The sequence below is a fragment of the Bacillus sp. FSL H8-0516 genome, assembly GCF_038635285.1.
Classification (GTDB): Bacteria; Bacillota; Bacilli; order Bacillales; family Bacillaceae; genus Bacillus; species Bacillus safensis.
This window is the reverse complement of record NZ_CP152051.1, coordinates 2,129,721-2,145,210: the sequence shown is the minus strand read 5'-3', so window position 1 is coordinate 2,145,210 and position 15,490 is coordinate 2,129,721. Positions and strand designations below refer to the sequence as shown.

The window sequence follows — 15,490 nt, the reverse complement described above, 5'->3', positions numbered from 1 at the left end:
CAACACGTGTCGAGTTTAAAAGAGAACTATCCATCTAAGGTGAAAACATATCAGCCCAAACCTCCTTATGTCCTCAACTGCATTAAGGCGTTTTTAGTTGGCGGTTTAATCTGTCTGATAGGTGAGGGGCTGCAACATTTCTATATCCACTTTTTTGATTTTAACGAAAAGACAGCAGGGAACCCGACAGTGGCGACCCTCATTTTAATTTCTTCTCTATTAACGGGTATCGGTATTTACGATAGAATCGGCCAGTTTGCTGGAGCCGGATCAGCTGTCCCGGTGACAGGCTTTGCTAACAGTATGACAAGTGCTGCCCTTGAGCATAAAAGTGAAGGGCTTGTTTTAGGTGTTGCCACAAATATGTTTAAACTCGCTGGGAACGTCATTGTATTTGGTGTCGTTTCGGCATATGTCGTAGGGATCATTCGATACGTCTTGGAAAAGATGTTTTCGTAGGAGGAATGAAAGGTGAAACTAACAGGTAAACAATCTTGGGTATTTGAGCACAAGCTTTATGTCAATGCAGAAGGAACTGCTGCAGGACCGAAAGAAAAAGAAGGCCCGATTGGTCATTTAATTGATAAAACGTACGATGAAATGCACTGTGATCAAAAGAACTGGGAAATGGCTGAAAGGAAGCTCATGGATGATGCGATATCAACCGCTTTATCAAAAGCAAATTTACAAAAAAGCGATATTGATCTTTTGCTGGCTGGAGATTTACTCAACCAGAACGTCACAGCAAACTATGTGGCAAGAGAGCTGAAGATCCCGTTTCTCTGCTTGTTTGGGGCATGCTCGACTTCAATGGAATCGGTCGCCATTGCGTCAGCACTCATTGATGGCGGCTTTGCAAATAGAGCCATCGCAGCAACAAGCAGTCACAATGCGACTGCAGAACGCCAATTTCGTAATCCGACAGAATACGGGGGACAAAAGCCAGATACAGCAACAAGTACAGTAACTGGTGGCGGAGCCGTTATTATCAGCCAAGAGCCCTCTCAAATTCAAATTACGAGCGCAACGGTAGGCAGGGTCATGGATCTTGGCATTACAGATCCATTTGATATGGGATCGGCCATGGCACCAGCAGCGGCAGATACCATCAAGCAGCATTTAGAAGACTTAGGCAGAACAGTAGATGATTACGATTTGATTTTAACTGGAGATTTATCAGGCATTGGTTCACCGATCTTAAAGGATCTCTTGAAAGAAGAAGGCATTCAGCTTGGGCGAAAGCACGATGATTGCGGTTTAATCATCTATACACCCGACCAAAACGTATTCGCTGGAGGCAGCGGCTGTGCTTGTTCAGCGGTTGTGACATTTAGTCATATTTTTCAAGAAATGAAAGCAGGGAATCTGCAAAGAGTACTCGTTGTGGCAACCGGGGCGTTACTCAGCCCAATGATGGTTCAGCAAAAAGAGACCATTCCAACCATTGCGCACGGTGTCGTATTTGAGCGTGCAGGAGGAGAGAGCTAATGGATTATCTTATCGCTTTTGTGGCAGGCGGACTTATTTGCGTCATTGGCCAGCTTTTGCTAGATGTACTCAAACTCACGCCTGCACATGTCATGACTACTTTTGTTGTGGCAGGTACCATTTTAGACGGATTCGGTATTTATGATAAGTTTATTGAATTTGCAGGCGCGGGCGCAACCGTACCAATTGTCAGCTTTGGTCATAGCTTGCTTCATGGGGCCATGCATCAGGCAGATGTGCACGGATTCATCGGCATCGGTATCGGTATCTTTGAATTAACCTCTGCTGGAATATCAGCTGCGATTTTATTTTCATTTATTATCGCACTTATCTTTAAACCGAAAGGATAACCGAATATGGGGCAAAGACGGAAAGTCATTTTAGTGACAGACGGAGATATATATGCTGCCAAAACCATTGAGCTTGCCGCTAAAAACGTTGGCGGACGATGTATTTCTAGCTCAAAAGGAAATCCAAGCAAACGGACAGGACCTGAACTTGTTCAGATGATTTTAAAAACGCCGTATGATCCAGTCTTTGTGATGTTTGATGATTCTGGACTGACAGGTGAAGGAACAGGTGAGACAGCGATGAAACATGTGGCGCGCCACCCTGAAATCGAAGTCATTGGAGCGATTGCAGTTGCATCCAAAACGCACCAAGCCGAATGGACAAAGGTCCATGTCTCCATTGACAGGGAAGGTGAACTGACAGAATACGGTGTCGACAAACACGGTCTTCCCGAAATGGAGCCCCATAAAATGAGCGGTGATACAGTGTATTGTCTTGACTCCCTCAATCTTCCGTTAGTTGTCGGTATTGGAGATATTGGCAAGATGGGACGGAAAGATGATCTGAGCAAGGGATCTCCAATCACGATGAAAGCAGTGGAATTAATATTAGAAAGGAGTGGTTTCCATGAAGAAAGACAAGGTAAACGTGTACCGAGACCCGAAGAAAAATGAAGATTACTTCAAGGAAAATGTCGGAATGGGTCTCAGCTTTGACCTTGGTGTTCGGAAAATTTATATACACGATCAGGAAATCCAGCTTTACTATGTAAACGGATTGTGTGATACACAGTATATTATCTACTTATTAAAAGAGCTAATCGAAATCAATGACAACGAGCCTGAATCCGATGATCTTGCACATGTAGTCGAGAACCGCCTTGTCAATCAGCAGGTCTCCAAGGTAGAAACGCTGGATGAAGCAGTGGATCAAGTACTGTCTGGGCTTGTAGCAGTCGTTGTAGAAGGTGAAAACTACGCCTTTATCATTGATGTTAGAAGCTATCCTGGCAGAATGCCTGAAGAGCCGGATACAGAAAAGGTGGTCAGGGGAGCAAGGGACGGCTTTGTTGAGAACATTATTGTGAATACAGCACTTATTCGAAGAAGAGTGCGGGATGAAAAGCTGAGATACAAAATGCTCAAAGTAGGTGAACGTTCAAAAGCGGATGTTTGTGTTTGCTATATTGAAGATATTGCAGACCCTGACTTAGTAGATATTATAGAAAAAGAAGTATCAGGAATCAAAGTCGATGGGCTGACGATGTCTGATAAAACGATTGAAGAATTTATAATTAAGCAAGGATATAATCCCTTTCCGCTAGTGCGTTACACCGAGCGTCCGGATGTCGCCGCTAACCACATATTAGAAGGGCATGTCATCATCATTACGGATACATCCCCTAGTGTCATCATTACACCAACCACTATTTTTCACCACGTTCAGCATGCAGAAGAATACCGCCAGGCGCCTGCTGTTGGTACGTTCCTAAGATGGGTACGCTTTTTAGGCATTTTATGTTCTACCTTTCTTTTGCCGATTTGGTTTCTTTTTATTCTCGAACCAAATCTCCTGCCTGACAATTTAAGCTATATTGGGTTTAACAAACCTTCTCATATCCCTGTCATTCTCCAAGTATTTCTTGCTGATTTCGGGGTGGAGTTTTTAAGGATGGCAGCCATTCATACGCCAACCGCATTGTCGACCGCCATGGGATTGATCGCGGCTGTTTTAATTGGACAAATCGCTATTGATGTCGGTTTGTTTACACCAGAGGTCATCTTATACGTCTCGCTGGCGGCGATCGGTACCTTTACAACGCCAAGCTATGAGCTGAGTGTCGCCAATAAGATTGTAAGGCTCATCATTCTAGCACTAGTGGCAATTTTTAAGCTGAATGGACTCATCATTGGTTTTACGTTGTTAATCATTTATTTAACATCTATTCGTTCATTGCAGACGCCTTATATGTGGCCATTCATTCCTTTTAATGGAAAGGCTTTGTGGCAAGTGCTGATTCGGACGTCTGTTCCTGGCTCAAAAGTAAGGCCGAGCATCGTTCACCCTCAAAACAGATCAAAAATTCCGCCAAATTCTTAACGCTCATTGAAAGTGGCTGAAGATTGTGATATTGTATTTTTAACTTTGAGACACGGCAAAAGGCAGCTCACGCAGCTGCCTTTTTTCAGCCGAAGCGGAGAAAGAGGGAATGACATTGTATTTACACGGCACTTGCAGACAAAATGAACTTGGTCATTTAGAAATTGGTGGTGTTGATGCCGTTTCTTTAGCTGAAACGTATGGGACACCACTTTATGTATATGATGTGGCTTTAATACGGGAGCGCGCAAAAAGCTTTCAAAAAGCATTTATAGAAGAAGAATTAACGGCGCAGGTAGCATATGCGAGTAAAGCATTTTCCTCCATCGCCATGTTTCAGCTTGCCAAAGAAGAAGGATTATCTCTTGATGTCGTATCAGGAGGTGAGCTTCACACAGCCATTTGCGCTGGATTCCCAGTAGAAAAAATTCATTTCCATGGCAATAATAAAAGCAGAGAAGAATTAAAAATGGCTTTAGAGCATGGGATCGGCTGTATTGTTGTGGATAATTTCTATGAAATGAAGCTCATTGAACAGCTTGGTCAAGAGCTGTCAAAAAAAGTGAAAGTATTGCTCCGCATCACGCCTGGTGTCGAAGCGCATACGCATGATTACATTACGACAGGTCAAGAGGATTCAAAATTTGGCTTTGATCTTCACAATGGACAAGCAGATGAAGCGGTGAAACAAGTGCTTGGTTCAGAAGTGATCGAGCTTTTAGGTGTTCATTGTCATATCGGTTCACAAATTTTTGATACGGCTGGTTTTGTCCTTGCAGCCGATAAAATCTTTTTGAAGCTGGATGAATGGAGAGAATCATTTGGTTTTATTTCTACGGTATTAAACTTAGGCGGCGGCTTTGGGATTCGTTATACAGAAGAGGATGAACCACTTCCTGCGACAGAATATGTCGAAAAAATTATCCAAGCTGTGAAAGAGAACGTGGCCCGCTACCAGTTCGATATGCCAGAGATTTGGATAGAACCAGGCCGTTCTCTTGTTGGAGATGCAGGGACGACTCTTTATACGATCGGATCATCAAAACATGTACCTGGCATCCGTGATTATGTAGCGATAGATGGCGGAATGAGTGATAACATTCGTCCAGCTTTATATCAAGCGAAATATGAAGCCGCAAGTGCCAACAAAATGAGCCAAACGCATGATCAAACGGTTTCAATTGCCGGGAAATGCTGTGAAAGCGGAGATATGCTCATTTGGGATATCGATCTGCCAGAATTATCACAAGGGGATTTATTAGCTGTCTTTTGTACCGGAGCTTACGGCTATAGTATGTCAAACAACTATAACCGTATCCCGCGCCCAGCTGTTGTGTTTGTAGAAGACGGGGAAGCGCAGCTTGTGGTTGAGCGTGAAACATATGAGGACATTGTGAAACTTGATTTACCGTATCAATCAAAAGTGAAATCATCTACTTAAAAAAAGCCGCCTGGAGTTCAGGCAGCTTTTTTTCATGAATTATTTTCCTCCAGTGAATACAGAAACGATCGCATTCCAAATGGAGACAAAGAAATCCCAAATCTTTTGAAGAAGGTTTTTCCCTTCATCCGATTCTATGAATTTAGTAATCTTGTCTTTTGCTTTATCAATTTGAGATCCTACTTGATTCCAATCGATATTGATGTTTTTCATTTTATCAAATAGCGAGACAAGCTGATCTTTTTGATCCTGCGTCAGATTTAAATTCAAATCAGAAGCAGCCTGATCCACTTTTTCTTCTACTTCTTTTGTGGTTTTAGGGACACCATTTTTTGCAATGTCATCTTTGATTTTTGCAATAAGGGCAGAAGCGTTATCTTTCCCGATAGAGTCACCCAATTTAGAAGTTGTCACAAGCTCTTCGTTTGCCACCTGCTTCACATCTTCTGGAATGGCTTTGTCGCTTGACACCTCATACGCTTTTAGTAAGCCTGTCAGTGCGGCTGTACCAGATACTTCAAATGGAGCAGTCACGACAACCTTGGCATCTTTGACACCTGCTGTCATTAAAGCATTTAAATACATCTCATCTGTAATGGTCTTGATGTTGTGTGTATCCACAGTGAGACCTGTACCTGATTTTTCAATGGTGATCGATGAAGATGATAATGCTCTCGTCCCGATTTGAGAACGAGGGATATACTTTCCTAAATATTCGTGCTCTTCTTTATTGGTTACTTCAATTTTTGTCGCATTTTCAGGTGGATTCAACTCGTCAAGCACCTTCTGGCGATCAGCCGGTGTTAGGTCTTGCCCGAGTGTGACGATGACATCGCCGACAGCTGCATCCGCTAAGCTGACTTTTGGCGCACCAATTAGGAAAAGGAGCGCTGCCATCATACCAAGCATCATTTTTTTAAACATGTTGACCTCCTTCAAGTCGAAAGCGTTCCCCTTTCAAGAGAAACTTTAGCTTTTGAGTACACGTAAAGTAGTGCACTCCATCATATAGACGTAACAAATTGGCTTGACGTTTCAATTTTCTTTTTAAGATGTGTTCCTGTTCCGATAAATGAAGACATGTCATTTAGTCAAATATCATTTTATTAGGAAAAAAGAATCAAGCAACCCTATTTTATCAATCATCAATTAAGAGGTAAATGACAATCGAAGAGCAGGGGATGTTTAACATCACCGAAAATGTGCTATAATGAGCGTTGTTTAACCTGAAAGGAGAATGTGAAAAATGGCGAAAAAAGGATACATACAATTAACGAATGGAAAGAAAATTGAGTTTGAACTTTACCCAGAGGCTGCTCCAGGTACAGTAGCAAACTTTGAAAAATTAGCGAATGAAGGCTTCTACGATGGATTAAAATTCCACCGCGTGATCCCAGGCTTCGTCAGCCAAGGCGGCGACCCAAACGGTAATGGAACGGGTGGTCCTGGTTACACAATTAAATGTGAAACAGAAGGAAATCCTCATCAGCACGAAAGAGGTTCATTATCAATGGCACATGCTGGTAAAGACACAGGCGGCAGCCAATTCTTTATCGTACATGACCCGCAGCCGCACTTAAACGGTGTTCACACTGTTTTTGGCAAGGTAACATCTGGTATCGAGGCTGTACTTGATATGGAGCAAGGCCAAGGCATGGAAAAAGTTGAAGTTGTAGATGCTTAATCTAAAACACCGCTTAATCGCGGTGTTTCAGCGTGTAGACAAACCCTTGCATTCGGTGTCAGGTCTGCGCTCCGGTACTCACGAATGTTAAATTCGCTCCGTTCCAGTGCTCGCCCTTCCTAGACTTCAAAGGTTTTCAAACACGCTGAAAGAAGACAAAGGGCTAAAATCAAGTTCATTTTAGCCCTTTGTCAACAATAAAAGACACCGCTTAATCGCGGTGTTTTTTTATTTTGTTTGTGAGACGACTGTGATTTGTTTCGTTAGGCGGTAGGTGATGAACCAATACAAAATGGCTAAAGCGCTGATAGAGGAACCAAAGAGACATACTCCGCCCCAGCCATAGGTCGCGTATATACTGGTTGAAACAATTGAACCGGTCGCACTGCCGATGGAGTAAAAAATCATGTAAGCCGCAGTAAGCCGGCTTCTCGCCTCAGCCCGTACTGTAAAAATCATACTCTGGTTGGTCACATGAACTGCCTGCACAGATAGGTCAAGAATGATAATGCCAATGACTAATGCAATAAGTGAATGTTCAGTCAAACTGATGAAAAACCATGAAATGAATAATAGGACAAGGGCTATACCAGTTGTGAACTGTCCAAAACCTCGATCAGCAAGGCTGCCAGCCCGAGCAGCCCCTAACGCTCCGGCTGCTCCAGCAAGACCAAATGCGCCAATTGCAGTATGTGAAAGAGAGTATGGCGCAGTACTGAGAGGCAGTACGAGTGAAGTCCATAACGTACCAAAGACGATAAAAATCAGAAGAGCCAAAATCCCCCGGATGCGCAGGATTCGTTCTTGTATGAACAATATAAACATTGAACGAAGCAGATGAACATAGGATAATGACTCTCTTTTGCTGTCATCACGCGGGAGCACTCGGAACAATACGCCAATTAGGATAAGCATGATGACGGCAGAAACAAGATAAACAGACCTCCAGCCAGCAAAATCGGTTAATACACCAGCAAAGGTTCGAGCGAGAAGAATGCCGGTTACGATTCCACTTTGCACCAAGCCGACGATACGGCCGCGTTCTTCTGGAGCAGCCCAACTTGCTGCAAACGCAACGAGTACCTGAGTGACTACAGCGAGCAGTCCGACCACTGCTAATCCTAGAAATAGGACGGTGACGATAGGAGCGATGCCGACTAGAATGAGGGCAAGCACAGATAAAAGCATCTGACTGATAATGAGCCGTCGTCGATTCAACAGATCACCAAGCGGTACTATCAGTAGCAGCCCCGCCGCATAACAAAGCTGAGTAATCGTAATGACAATACCAATGGATGAATACGTGATACCGAACTCGTCTGCCAGTGAATCTAGTAACGGTTGTGCGAAGTATATGTTTGCAACAGCCATCCCGCACGCTGCTGCAAAAAGTAGTGCCATATAGTGACTCATCTTTGATTCAGGTTTTATTCGAAAATTCATATCAGGATGATCTCTTGGAGTTATTTTATCTTTGCCCATTCATTGCACCCTCTCCTTTTTATACTAAAAAGTATAATATATCGATCAGTATAAAATGATTCCTGTTAAGGATAACGAACAAAATGTTTTGAAGTCAAGAGTTTAATCCAGTCATTCTAAGTTGATCTTGAAAGCAGAAAGACAGTTTGACAATCTTACATGAATAAAATAAAATTATAATGTACTGATTGGTAATAAAAAATGATATCCTTACAAATAAATGAATAATTGTTTTGGTGAAATGATTTTATTGTTGAAAAGAGGAATTGAGGATGGTTCGACAGCGTGAGTTTGATGAGGAAAAAGCGTTGGATGATGCAATGGTGCTTTTTTGGGAAAAGGGGTATAGAGCTACAACGTTAAGCGATTTGACTGCAAAAATGGGAATACAGCGGCCAAGCTTATACTCAGCCTTTGGAGATAAAGAGGAGTTATTTGAGGCTGCATTACGTAAATATACAAAGCAGCATGCAGCCCATATTCGAACAAAACTTCAAAACAATCAATCTGTAAAGAAAGCATTTCATACTTTATTTACAGATGTAGTGGAAGAGGAATATAGAGATGGCCCGAGTAAAGGCTGTTTTTGCATTAATACGATAGTGGAACTTGCTCCACACGAAGAGAAATTTGAAATTCTGACAAGAGAGCATCAGATGTATCTTTCGGTCATATTTGAAGAAAAGATTGTGCAAGGTATTCGCTCGGGTGAGCTTGAAAGCAGCTTGAATGCTAAAGCCTTAGCACAGACACTGGTCGTTTCTTTCATCGGGCTTACCGTCCTCATGAAGTCACGTCCAGAGCGTTCATTTGTAGATCATTCTGTAGCGACGATCCTATCCATTTTAAAATAAAATGGACAACACGCTATGACAGCTTCCATGAAAAAATCATACAGCATAGTGAAAACGTATTTGATCCATTACATCAAAATACGCTTTTTCTTATAGGGCAGTCATGCGCAGAATGTATTTTTATGATATGATAGGAGAACAAACATTCGTATTTGCGGGGTGCCAGCACATCAGATGCAAATGAAGAAATCGGAAAGAAAGAAGGGGATACTTTGAAACCACTCACAAAAGAAGAGAAAAATCAAATGACGATGGCCATTCAGCGTTATTTTGCCGAAGAACGAGAAGAAGAGATTGGTGAATTAGCAGCCATTAATATACTAGAATTTATCACAAAAAACCTTGGAAGCTACTACTATAATCAAGGGGTTCGCGACAGCCGCAGCATCGCTGTTCAGCGGTCACAATTATTAGAGGAAGACTTATTTGCACTCGAAAAAAGAATATAATGAAAAGCTTGCAGTATGGTGTGTTACGAACTAATAAACAGGAAAAAGACCCCCTTAATAAAGAACGCATATTCGTATCATATGTAATGATTAAGAGGTGGAACCAAAAGGCCATCTGAATCGTTATATAAATAACCATTAATGAAAATCAGCTTTTTTGGTTTTATTTCAATAAAAGAAGGAATAAAACATACAAATAGGCGAAGTGCAGATGATGGAGGTTCTAAATATGGGGAAAATTAAATTAAAAATGGCGATCTTATTTGTTTTACTGCTTTGTTTAGGCGCAGGTTATTTATACATGAATGGCATGAAAATTGAAGATGTGCCAACAGCTATTGGCGAAAGCTTAACAAATAATGATAAAGATTACACCATCTATGAATATACCATTACGAAAATTGATGGAGATGAATATTACGGTCAAGCGAAGAATGGCACAAAAATCATTTTTAATGGTAAGAAATTTGAAGATGATGTGGCCGATCTGAAAAAAGGCGATCGTATTAAAGCCTACTTTAGTAATGAAAAAAGAATAGATGGACTGATAAAAGTAGTAAAAGTCGTTAATTAACATGTCTCCTTTCCTATAAGGAGGCTTTTTTTGTGTGAAGAAATCTTGATTGTTGCATTTGACAACAAGGATCGCTATAATAGCCCCAAGGACAGCTAAATATCGATTGTATCCTTCGGGGCAGGGTGAAAATCCCGACCGACGGTAATAAAGCAAATGCTTTACAGCCCGTGACCCGTTAATTTATTAACGGTTGATTCAGTGAAAAGCTGAAGCCGACAGTGAAAGTCTGGATGGGAGAAGGATAAAGAAAGCTATGAACGAAAAATATTTGTTGATCATAGTCTTATTTCTGATGCAAAAAAACCAAAGCCCCGGAATTTTTTCCGGGGCTTTCTGTATGATTTTGTCGTTAATAGACTGCATGCAGTGTTTATTAGGTGATCCCTCATCTACCTTGTATGGACCATAAAAAGCGACGAAGGTGCTCAATCGATCACATGTCCCTAACATCGCTTTTTTTAAAAGTGAGAAATACAAATGAAACGAAAGGGAGGATCACATGTTTACGGGGATAATTGAAGAAGTTGGCACCGTTCAGTCATTAAGTAAAAAGTCAGTAGATGCCATGGAAATTGTCATTACATGCAGCCGTGTGCTGGAAGATGTTCACCTCGGAGACAGTATTGCCATTAATGGAGTATGTCTCACAGTCACTAGCTTCACAAAAGAACAGTTCGCGGCAGATGTGATGCCAGAGACGGTCAAAGCGACATCGCTGGATCAGCTGACAAAAGGCAGTCCAGTGAATTTAGAGCGAGCCATGTCCTCAAATGGACGATTTGGCGGCCATTTTGTCTCAGGCCATGTTGATGGAACGGCTGTCATTACCCGGATAGAAAAGAAGAGTAATGCCATTTACTATGATTTAAAGATGAACAAGACCCTCACAGATATGCTCACCCAAAAGGGTTCGATCGCAATAGATGGTGTCAGCTTGACCATTTTCGATTTGCGAGATTCACATGTCACAGTCTCTATTATTCCTCACACGCTTGAAGGAACTATTTTCCCGACTAAATCTATGGGGGATATCGTGAATATAGAGTGTGACATGATCGGTAAATACATTTATCGCTTTTTAACAAAAGAGCAGAGCGAAAAACAGCCATCTCGATTGACCCCATCATTTCTAAAAGAGCACGGATTCTAGGAGGCGATTGTATGTATCATTCCGTTAATGAGGCAGTAAATGCCCTTAAACAAGGAGAAATCATTATCGTAGTGGATGATGAAGACAGAGAAAATGAAGGAGACTTTGTGGCACTTGCTGAGCATGCCACACCTGAGGTGATTAACTTCATGGCTTTACATGGAAGAGGCCTCATTTGTACGCCAGTCCATGCGTCGATCGCCAAACACCTGAATCTGCATCCAATGGTTGAACATAATACGGATGCACACCATACAGCGTTTACAGTAAGCATCGACCATGTGACAACGACGACTGGTATTAGTGCTTTTGAGCGCTCCACGACCATGCTGGCCATGTTAAATAAAGACGCAAAACCAGAAGAGTTTGCCCGACCAGGTCATGTTTTTCCGCTTATTGCAAAAGAGGGCGGCGTACTAGAAAGACCAGGTCATACAGAGGCGGCGGTTGATCTTGCTAAACTGGCAGGCTCAGAGCCAGCGGGTGTCATATGTGAAATTATGAATGCAGATGGATCAATGGCGCGCGTCCCTGAACTAAAGGAGATCCAAAAACAGCATGATTTAAAGATGCTGACAATCGAAGCATTACAGTCATATTTAAACAACAATCGAACAGCCGCTATTGAAACAAAATAAAAATCACAAAAAAGGATGATCAACATATGAATACAATACAAGGCCATGTAGTAGCAGAAGGACTAAAATTTGCAATCGTTGTAGCGAGATTCAATGATTTTATTACAAGTAAACTGTTAGATGGAGCAGAAGATACATTACTCAGACACGGAGCAAATGGTGATGATATCGATGTTGTGTGGGTACCAGGCGCTTTTGAAATCCCGTACATGGCAAAAAAATTAGCAGAAACCAAAAAATATGATGCAGTCATCACACTTGGAACCGTGATCAGAGGCGCAACGACTCACTATGATTACGTTTGTAATGAAGCTGCTAAAGGAATTGCTCAGAGTGCTATGTCAACAGGGGTACCGATTATCTTTGGTGTACTCACAACAGAATCTATTGAACAAGCCATTGAAAGAGCTGGTACAAAAGCAGGAAATAAAGGCAGCGAATCGGCTGCAGCTGCTATTGAAATGGCGAATCTCAATCGAACATTCTCTTAATTTAGTGAAAAAGAGTTTAAAAACGGTATAAAAATGTTTATAATGTGTGATGAGCAAATGAATCATAAGACATTTGCTGGAAATTAGGATAATTTGAATATTGAGGGGTATATATGTTAATTCGTTACAAGAGGTCTTTTGAAAAAATTGCCATGGGACTTCTGTCCTTTATGCCGGGTGAGAAAGACGTCAAACAGCTTCAGCAGACGATGAAGTCATATGAAATGGATGAAGATCGGCAGCTGTTCCTATGGAAAGATGGCGAGGATATTGTAGGTGCTATTGGTGTGTTGAAAACAGACGACCAAGTACAAATTGAGCATATTAGTGTGAATCCATCCCATCGTGATCAAGGAATCGGCAAGGAAATGGTTTTAGCCGTGGAAGAAATATTTAAAACCAAAACACTCATTCCAAATGAATTAACGCAAGGCTTCTTTCATAAGTGTCACAGCGAATCAAATTAAATATCACACATGTAAAAGCAGAGGCTACAGTCCTCTGCTTTTTTTACGTTCAATCTGCTTTTTTCGTTCCAGCAAAACTTCTGTCCGGTCACGGAGTCTATGTTTTTCGATTAAAAATGTATGGGATAAGTTGCTTTCCTGTCCAAAGAGCAGTCCTTCTTTTTGGGCCATTTCTTGGCATAAAGAAAGAAGTGCTTCATCTTTGATTGGCAGCATCACACTTTCATAGGGCGTATCTTCATCCATTTTCTTTTTCAGCGTTCTCAGAAGCATCAGAAATGCCTCATCATCCAGACCGAGATTCGATAATACTGAACGGTTTGCTTCTAACAAATGAAGACTGTTAGAAATGAGCCGTTTTGCTCCTTTTCCATTTCCCCGCCTTTGATGATACAAAGCAACAGCGAGCTGAATGAGCCCGACCCAATATTCTTTGCGCTGCTCAGGGGGATCTTCTTTCCAATATTCCTCTAAAATTTCATGACACTCAAAATAATCTCTTGTCGTATGAAATTCGTGTAAAAAAGCCACGTACGCTTCAGGATACACAGCGGTCATCTCCTTTTCCACTCTCAGTCTAACATATCGAAAAGAAAAGAAGAAAGAGCGTCCCTTTAGTGAAAAGGACGCTCTGTTTCTTTAATAAACCCAAGCCGCGCCAACGATGATCAGCAAGATGAAAAGCACGACAATAAGCGCGAATCCTCCGCCGAAGTTATAGCCATCTCCCATAATGATACGGCCTCCTTTTTCATCAGTTCTGATTACAATGGTATTCTATGTATAAATGCCCTTATTGGTATGGGCGGATCCACTGTTTTTCTCGATTTGCCTAAGGCATCATGGCCGAAATTATATTGGACGAGAGCTTTATCCTGTCTTATACTAAAGGTTAGCCGGTGAAACGGTACTTAGAAGACAGTAGAAATGGTGAGAAAAAGATGCTGGAATATCAGGTGAAAATAGATTCGTTTGAGGGTCCTTTGGACTTGCTTTTACATTTAATTAACCGGTTGGAAATTGATATTTATGATATTCCCGTCGCTAAAATTACGGAGCAGTATTTATTATATGTCCACACGATGAGGGAGCTTGAGCTCGATGTTGCGAGTGAATATTTGGTCATGGCTGCAACCCTCCTGAGTATTAAAAGCAGAATGCTTCTTCCGAAACAAGAGGAAGAGCTGTTTGATGAAGACCTGCTCGAAGAGGAAGAAGACCCTCGCGAAGAGCTGATTGGCAAATTGATTGAATACCGCAAGTATAAAAATGCAGCACAAGAACTAAAGGAACGCGAAGAAGAAAGGCAAAATGCCTTTACAAAACCACCGAGTGATTTAAGCGAATTTGCAAAAGAATCAGAAGCGAAGGACACAAATTTACACGTAACGGTGTATGATATGTTAGGTGCGTTCCAAAAGGTATTAAATCGAAAGAAAATAACGAAACCAGCACCATCAAAGATTACAAGACAAGAAATCCCGATTGAAGACAAAATGAATGAGATTATGAACCATTTAAGAAAAACAAAAAAGCGGACCAATTTCATGACTCTATTTCAACATGATCAAAAGGAACACCTTGTCGTGACGTTTCTTGCTGTTCTCGAATTGATGAAAAGTCATCAAATCATGCTAGAGCAGGAAGGGAACTTTGAAGACATTTATATCATAGGGAGTGAAACGATTCATGACGCTTGATATCGTGAATTGGAAAGCCATCTTAGAAGCGCTGCTGTATGCAGCAGGTGACGAAGGCTTAACAAGAAAACAGCTCATGTCTGTTCTTGAAGTAGATGAGTCGGTATTACTCGACATTATGTCATCCGTAAAGGAAGAATATCAAAAACAAGAACGAGGGATTGAGCTCATTGAATATGCAGATTCATATATGCTGCTGACGAAAAAAGAATACAGCATGTATTTAAAAAAATTAGTCGAGACACCATCCAAGGGTTTGTCGCAGGCAGCGCTGGAGGTGCTTGCCATTGTTTCTTATAAACAGCCGATTACACGCAGTGAGGTAGAGGAGATTAGAGGAGTCAAATCAGAGCGGGTACTTCATAGCTTAGTAGCCAAAGCACTGCTCTGTGAAGTAGGACGTGCCGATGGTCCGGGACGAGCGATTCTTTATGGGACAACCCCTACCTTTTTAGAGCAATTTGGCTTAAAAGCTTTAGATGAATTACCGCCGCTTCCAGAGAATGTAGAAGCAGATGGAGTACAAGAAGAGGCCGATCTATTTTTTGAAAACTTCAATCAAACATTTGAAGACATAAAATAGTTCAAAAGAATGAAAAATGTATGATAAAATATAAAAAAGATTTTAGGTCTAAAATCTTTTGATGACAGATAAAATGGTGACAAAGCCATGAGGGG

Annotated in this window: 20 protein-coding genes and 1 riboswitch; of the genes, 16 read left to right on the top strand and 4 right to left on the bottom strand. The window is 41.5% G+C overall.

The genetic code is table 11. The features are described from left to right. Nucleotides 1-6 precede the first annotated feature (6 nt). The 6 genes from spoVAC (at nucleotide 7) to lysA (ending at nucleotide 5,320) form a co-directional block, all read left to right on the top strand. Complete coding sequence (gene spoVAC / locus MHB67_RS10710; RefSeq protein WP_024422861.1) at nucleotides 7-459, top strand: stage V sporulation protein AC; 453 nt, start codon at nucleotides 7-9, stop codon at nucleotides 457-459. 12 nt (nucleotides 460-471) lie between these two features. Beyond that, nucleotides 472-1,488 carry a stage V sporulation protein AD gene (gene spoVAD / locus MHB67_RS10705; protein ID WP_024428061.1) on the top strand — a complete coding sequence of 339 codons (1,017 nt, stop codon included), beginning with the start codon at nucleotides 472-474 and terminating at the stop codon, nucleotides 1,486-1,488. Further along, the gene (gene spoVAE, locus MHB67_RS10700) at nucleotides 1,488-1,838 is read left to right on the top strand and encodes a stage V sporulation protein AE (protein WP_007501045.1); all 351 of its coding nucleotides are present in this window, start codon (nucleotides 1,488-1,490) and stop codon (nucleotides 1,836-1,838) included. Before spoVAD ends, spoVAE begins: the two co-directional genes overlap by 1 nt. A gap of 6 nt (nucleotides 1,839-1,844) precedes the next feature. Next, entirely contained in the window at nucleotides 1,845-2,453 is a 609-nt protein-coding gene (locus MHB67_RS10695; protein WP_024422859.1) for a stage V sporulation protein AE, read from the top strand. Beyond that, a complete protein-coding gene (locus MHB67_RS10690; protein ID WP_024428063.1) occupies nucleotides 2,398-3,879 on the top strand; it encodes a spore germination protein in 1,482 nt (493 codons plus the stop codon). The genes MHB67_RS10695 and MHB67_RS10690 overlap by 56 nt, the downstream gene beginning before the upstream one ends. 115 nt (nucleotides 3,880-3,994) lie before the next feature. After that, nucleotides 3,995-5,320, top strand: a complete 1,326-nt coding sequence (gene lysA / locus MHB67_RS10685; protein ID WP_024428064.1) for a diaminopimelate decarboxylase — start codon at nucleotides 3,995-3,997, stop codon at nucleotides 5,318-5,320. Between the two features lie 39 nt (nucleotides 5,321-5,359). On the opposite strand, the gene MHB67_RS10680 is transcribed toward lysA, so the two are convergent. Beyond that, on the bottom strand, nucleotides 5,360-6,244 hold the full coding sequence (locus MHB67_RS10680; protein ID WP_024428065.1) for a DUF1002 domain-containing protein: 885 nt from the start codon (nucleotides 6,242-6,244) through the stop codon (nucleotides 5,360-5,362). A 322-nt stretch (nucleotides 6,245-6,566) separates the two neighbouring features. Between MHB67_RS10680 and MHB67_RS10675 the strand changes: the two genes are divergently transcribed. Next, complete coding sequence (locus MHB67_RS10675) at nucleotides 6,567-7,004, top strand: peptidylprolyl isomerase (RefSeq protein ID WP_008359679.1); 438 nt, start codon at nucleotides 6,567-6,569, stop codon at nucleotides 7,002-7,004. A 228-nt stretch (nucleotides 7,005-7,232) separates the two neighbouring features. On the opposite strand, the gene MHB67_RS10670 is transcribed toward MHB67_RS10675, so the two are convergent. Then, nucleotides 7,233-8,447: an MFS transporter gene (locus MHB67_RS10670; RefSeq protein WP_249365988.1), complete on the bottom strand. Its 1,215-nt coding sequence runs from the start codon at nucleotides 8,445-8,447 to the stop codon at nucleotides 7,233-7,235. A 311-nt stretch (nucleotides 8,448-8,758) separates the two neighbouring features. Here MHB67_RS10670 and MHB67_RS10665 point away from each other — a divergent pair, with 311 nt between their 5' ends. The 7 genes from MHB67_RS10665 (at nucleotide 8,759) to MHB67_RS10635 (ending at nucleotide 13,112) form a co-directional block, all read left to right on the top strand. Continuing rightward, nucleotides 8,759-9,340 carry a TetR/AcrR family transcriptional regulator gene (locus MHB67_RS10665; protein WP_122631062.1) on the top strand — a complete coding sequence of 194 codons (582 nt, stop codon included), beginning with the start codon at nucleotides 8,759-8,761 and terminating at the stop codon, nucleotides 9,338-9,340. A gap of 212 nt (nucleotides 9,341-9,552) precedes the next feature. Continuing rightward, nucleotides 9,553-9,789, top strand: a complete 237-nt coding sequence (locus MHB67_RS10660; RefSeq protein WP_024422853.1) for a DUF2164 domain-containing protein — start codon at nucleotides 9,553-9,555, stop codon at nucleotides 9,787-9,789. 229 nt (nucleotides 9,790-10,018) lie between these two features. After that, complete coding sequence (locus MHB67_RS10655; protein ID WP_034623431.1) at nucleotides 10,019-10,363, top strand: hypothetical protein; 345 nt, start codon at nucleotides 10,019-10,021, stop codon at nucleotides 10,361-10,363. 107 nt (nucleotides 10,364-10,470) lie between these two features. Then, a riboswitch (FMN riboswitch) is annotated at nucleotides 10,471-10,612 on the top strand. A 253-nt stretch (nucleotides 10,613-10,865) separates the two neighbouring features. Beyond that, nucleotides 10,866-11,516, top strand: coding sequence for a riboflavin synthase (gene ribE / locus MHB67_RS10650; RefSeq protein ID WP_122631061.1), 651 nt, complete (start codon nucleotides 10,866-10,868; stop codon nucleotides 11,514-11,516). An 11-nt stretch (nucleotides 11,517-11,527) separates the two neighbouring features. Then, nucleotides 11,528-12,154, top strand: coding sequence for a 3,4-dihydroxy-2-butanone-4-phosphate synthase (gene ribB / locus MHB67_RS10645; RefSeq protein WP_122631060.1), 627 nt, complete (start codon nucleotides 11,528-11,530; stop codon nucleotides 12,152-12,154). 26 nt (nucleotides 12,155-12,180) lie between these two features. Next, a complete protein-coding gene (ribE, locus tag MHB67_RS10640) occupies nucleotides 12,181-12,645 on the top strand; it encodes a 6,7-dimethyl-8-ribityllumazine synthase (RefSeq protein ID WP_029706184.1) in 465 nt (154 codons plus the stop codon). 113 nt (nucleotides 12,646-12,758) lie between these two features. Then, nucleotides 12,759-13,112 (top strand): GNAT family N-acetyltransferase, encoded by a 354-nt coding sequence (locus MHB67_RS10635; RefSeq protein ID WP_024422850.1) that lies wholly within the window; start codon nucleotides 12,759-12,761, stop codon nucleotides 13,110-13,112. A 24-nt stretch (nucleotides 13,113-13,136) separates the two neighbouring features. Here the strand turns inward: MHB67_RS10635 and MHB67_RS10630 are convergent, their stop codons facing one another. Beyond that, entirely contained in the window at nucleotides 13,137-13,661 is a 525-nt protein-coding gene (locus MHB67_RS10630; RefSeq protein WP_122631059.1) for a DUF309 domain-containing protein, read from the bottom strand. Between the two features lie 90 nt (nucleotides 13,662-13,751). Beyond that, a complete protein-coding gene (locus MHB67_RS10625; protein WP_012010430.1) occupies nucleotides 13,752-13,844 on the bottom strand; it encodes a YjcZ family sporulation protein in 93 nt (30 codons plus the stop codon). A 209-nt stretch (nucleotides 13,845-14,053) separates the two neighbouring features. Here MHB67_RS10625 and MHB67_RS10620 point away from each other — a divergent pair, with 209 nt between their 5' ends. Continuing rightward, nucleotides 14,054-14,812: a segregation/condensation protein A gene (locus MHB67_RS10620; protein ID WP_024422848.1), complete on the top strand. Its 759-nt coding sequence runs from the start codon at nucleotides 14,054-14,056 to the stop codon at nucleotides 14,810-14,812. Beyond that, nucleotides 14,802-15,395 carry an SMC-Scp complex subunit ScpB gene (gene scpB / locus MHB67_RS10615; RefSeq protein ID WP_024422847.1) on the top strand — a complete coding sequence of 198 codons (594 nt, stop codon included), beginning with the start codon at nucleotides 14,802-14,804 and terminating at the stop codon, nucleotides 15,393-15,395. Before MHB67_RS10620 ends, scpB begins: the two co-directional genes overlap by 11 nt. Nucleotides 15,396-15,490: the final 95 nt, after the last annotated feature.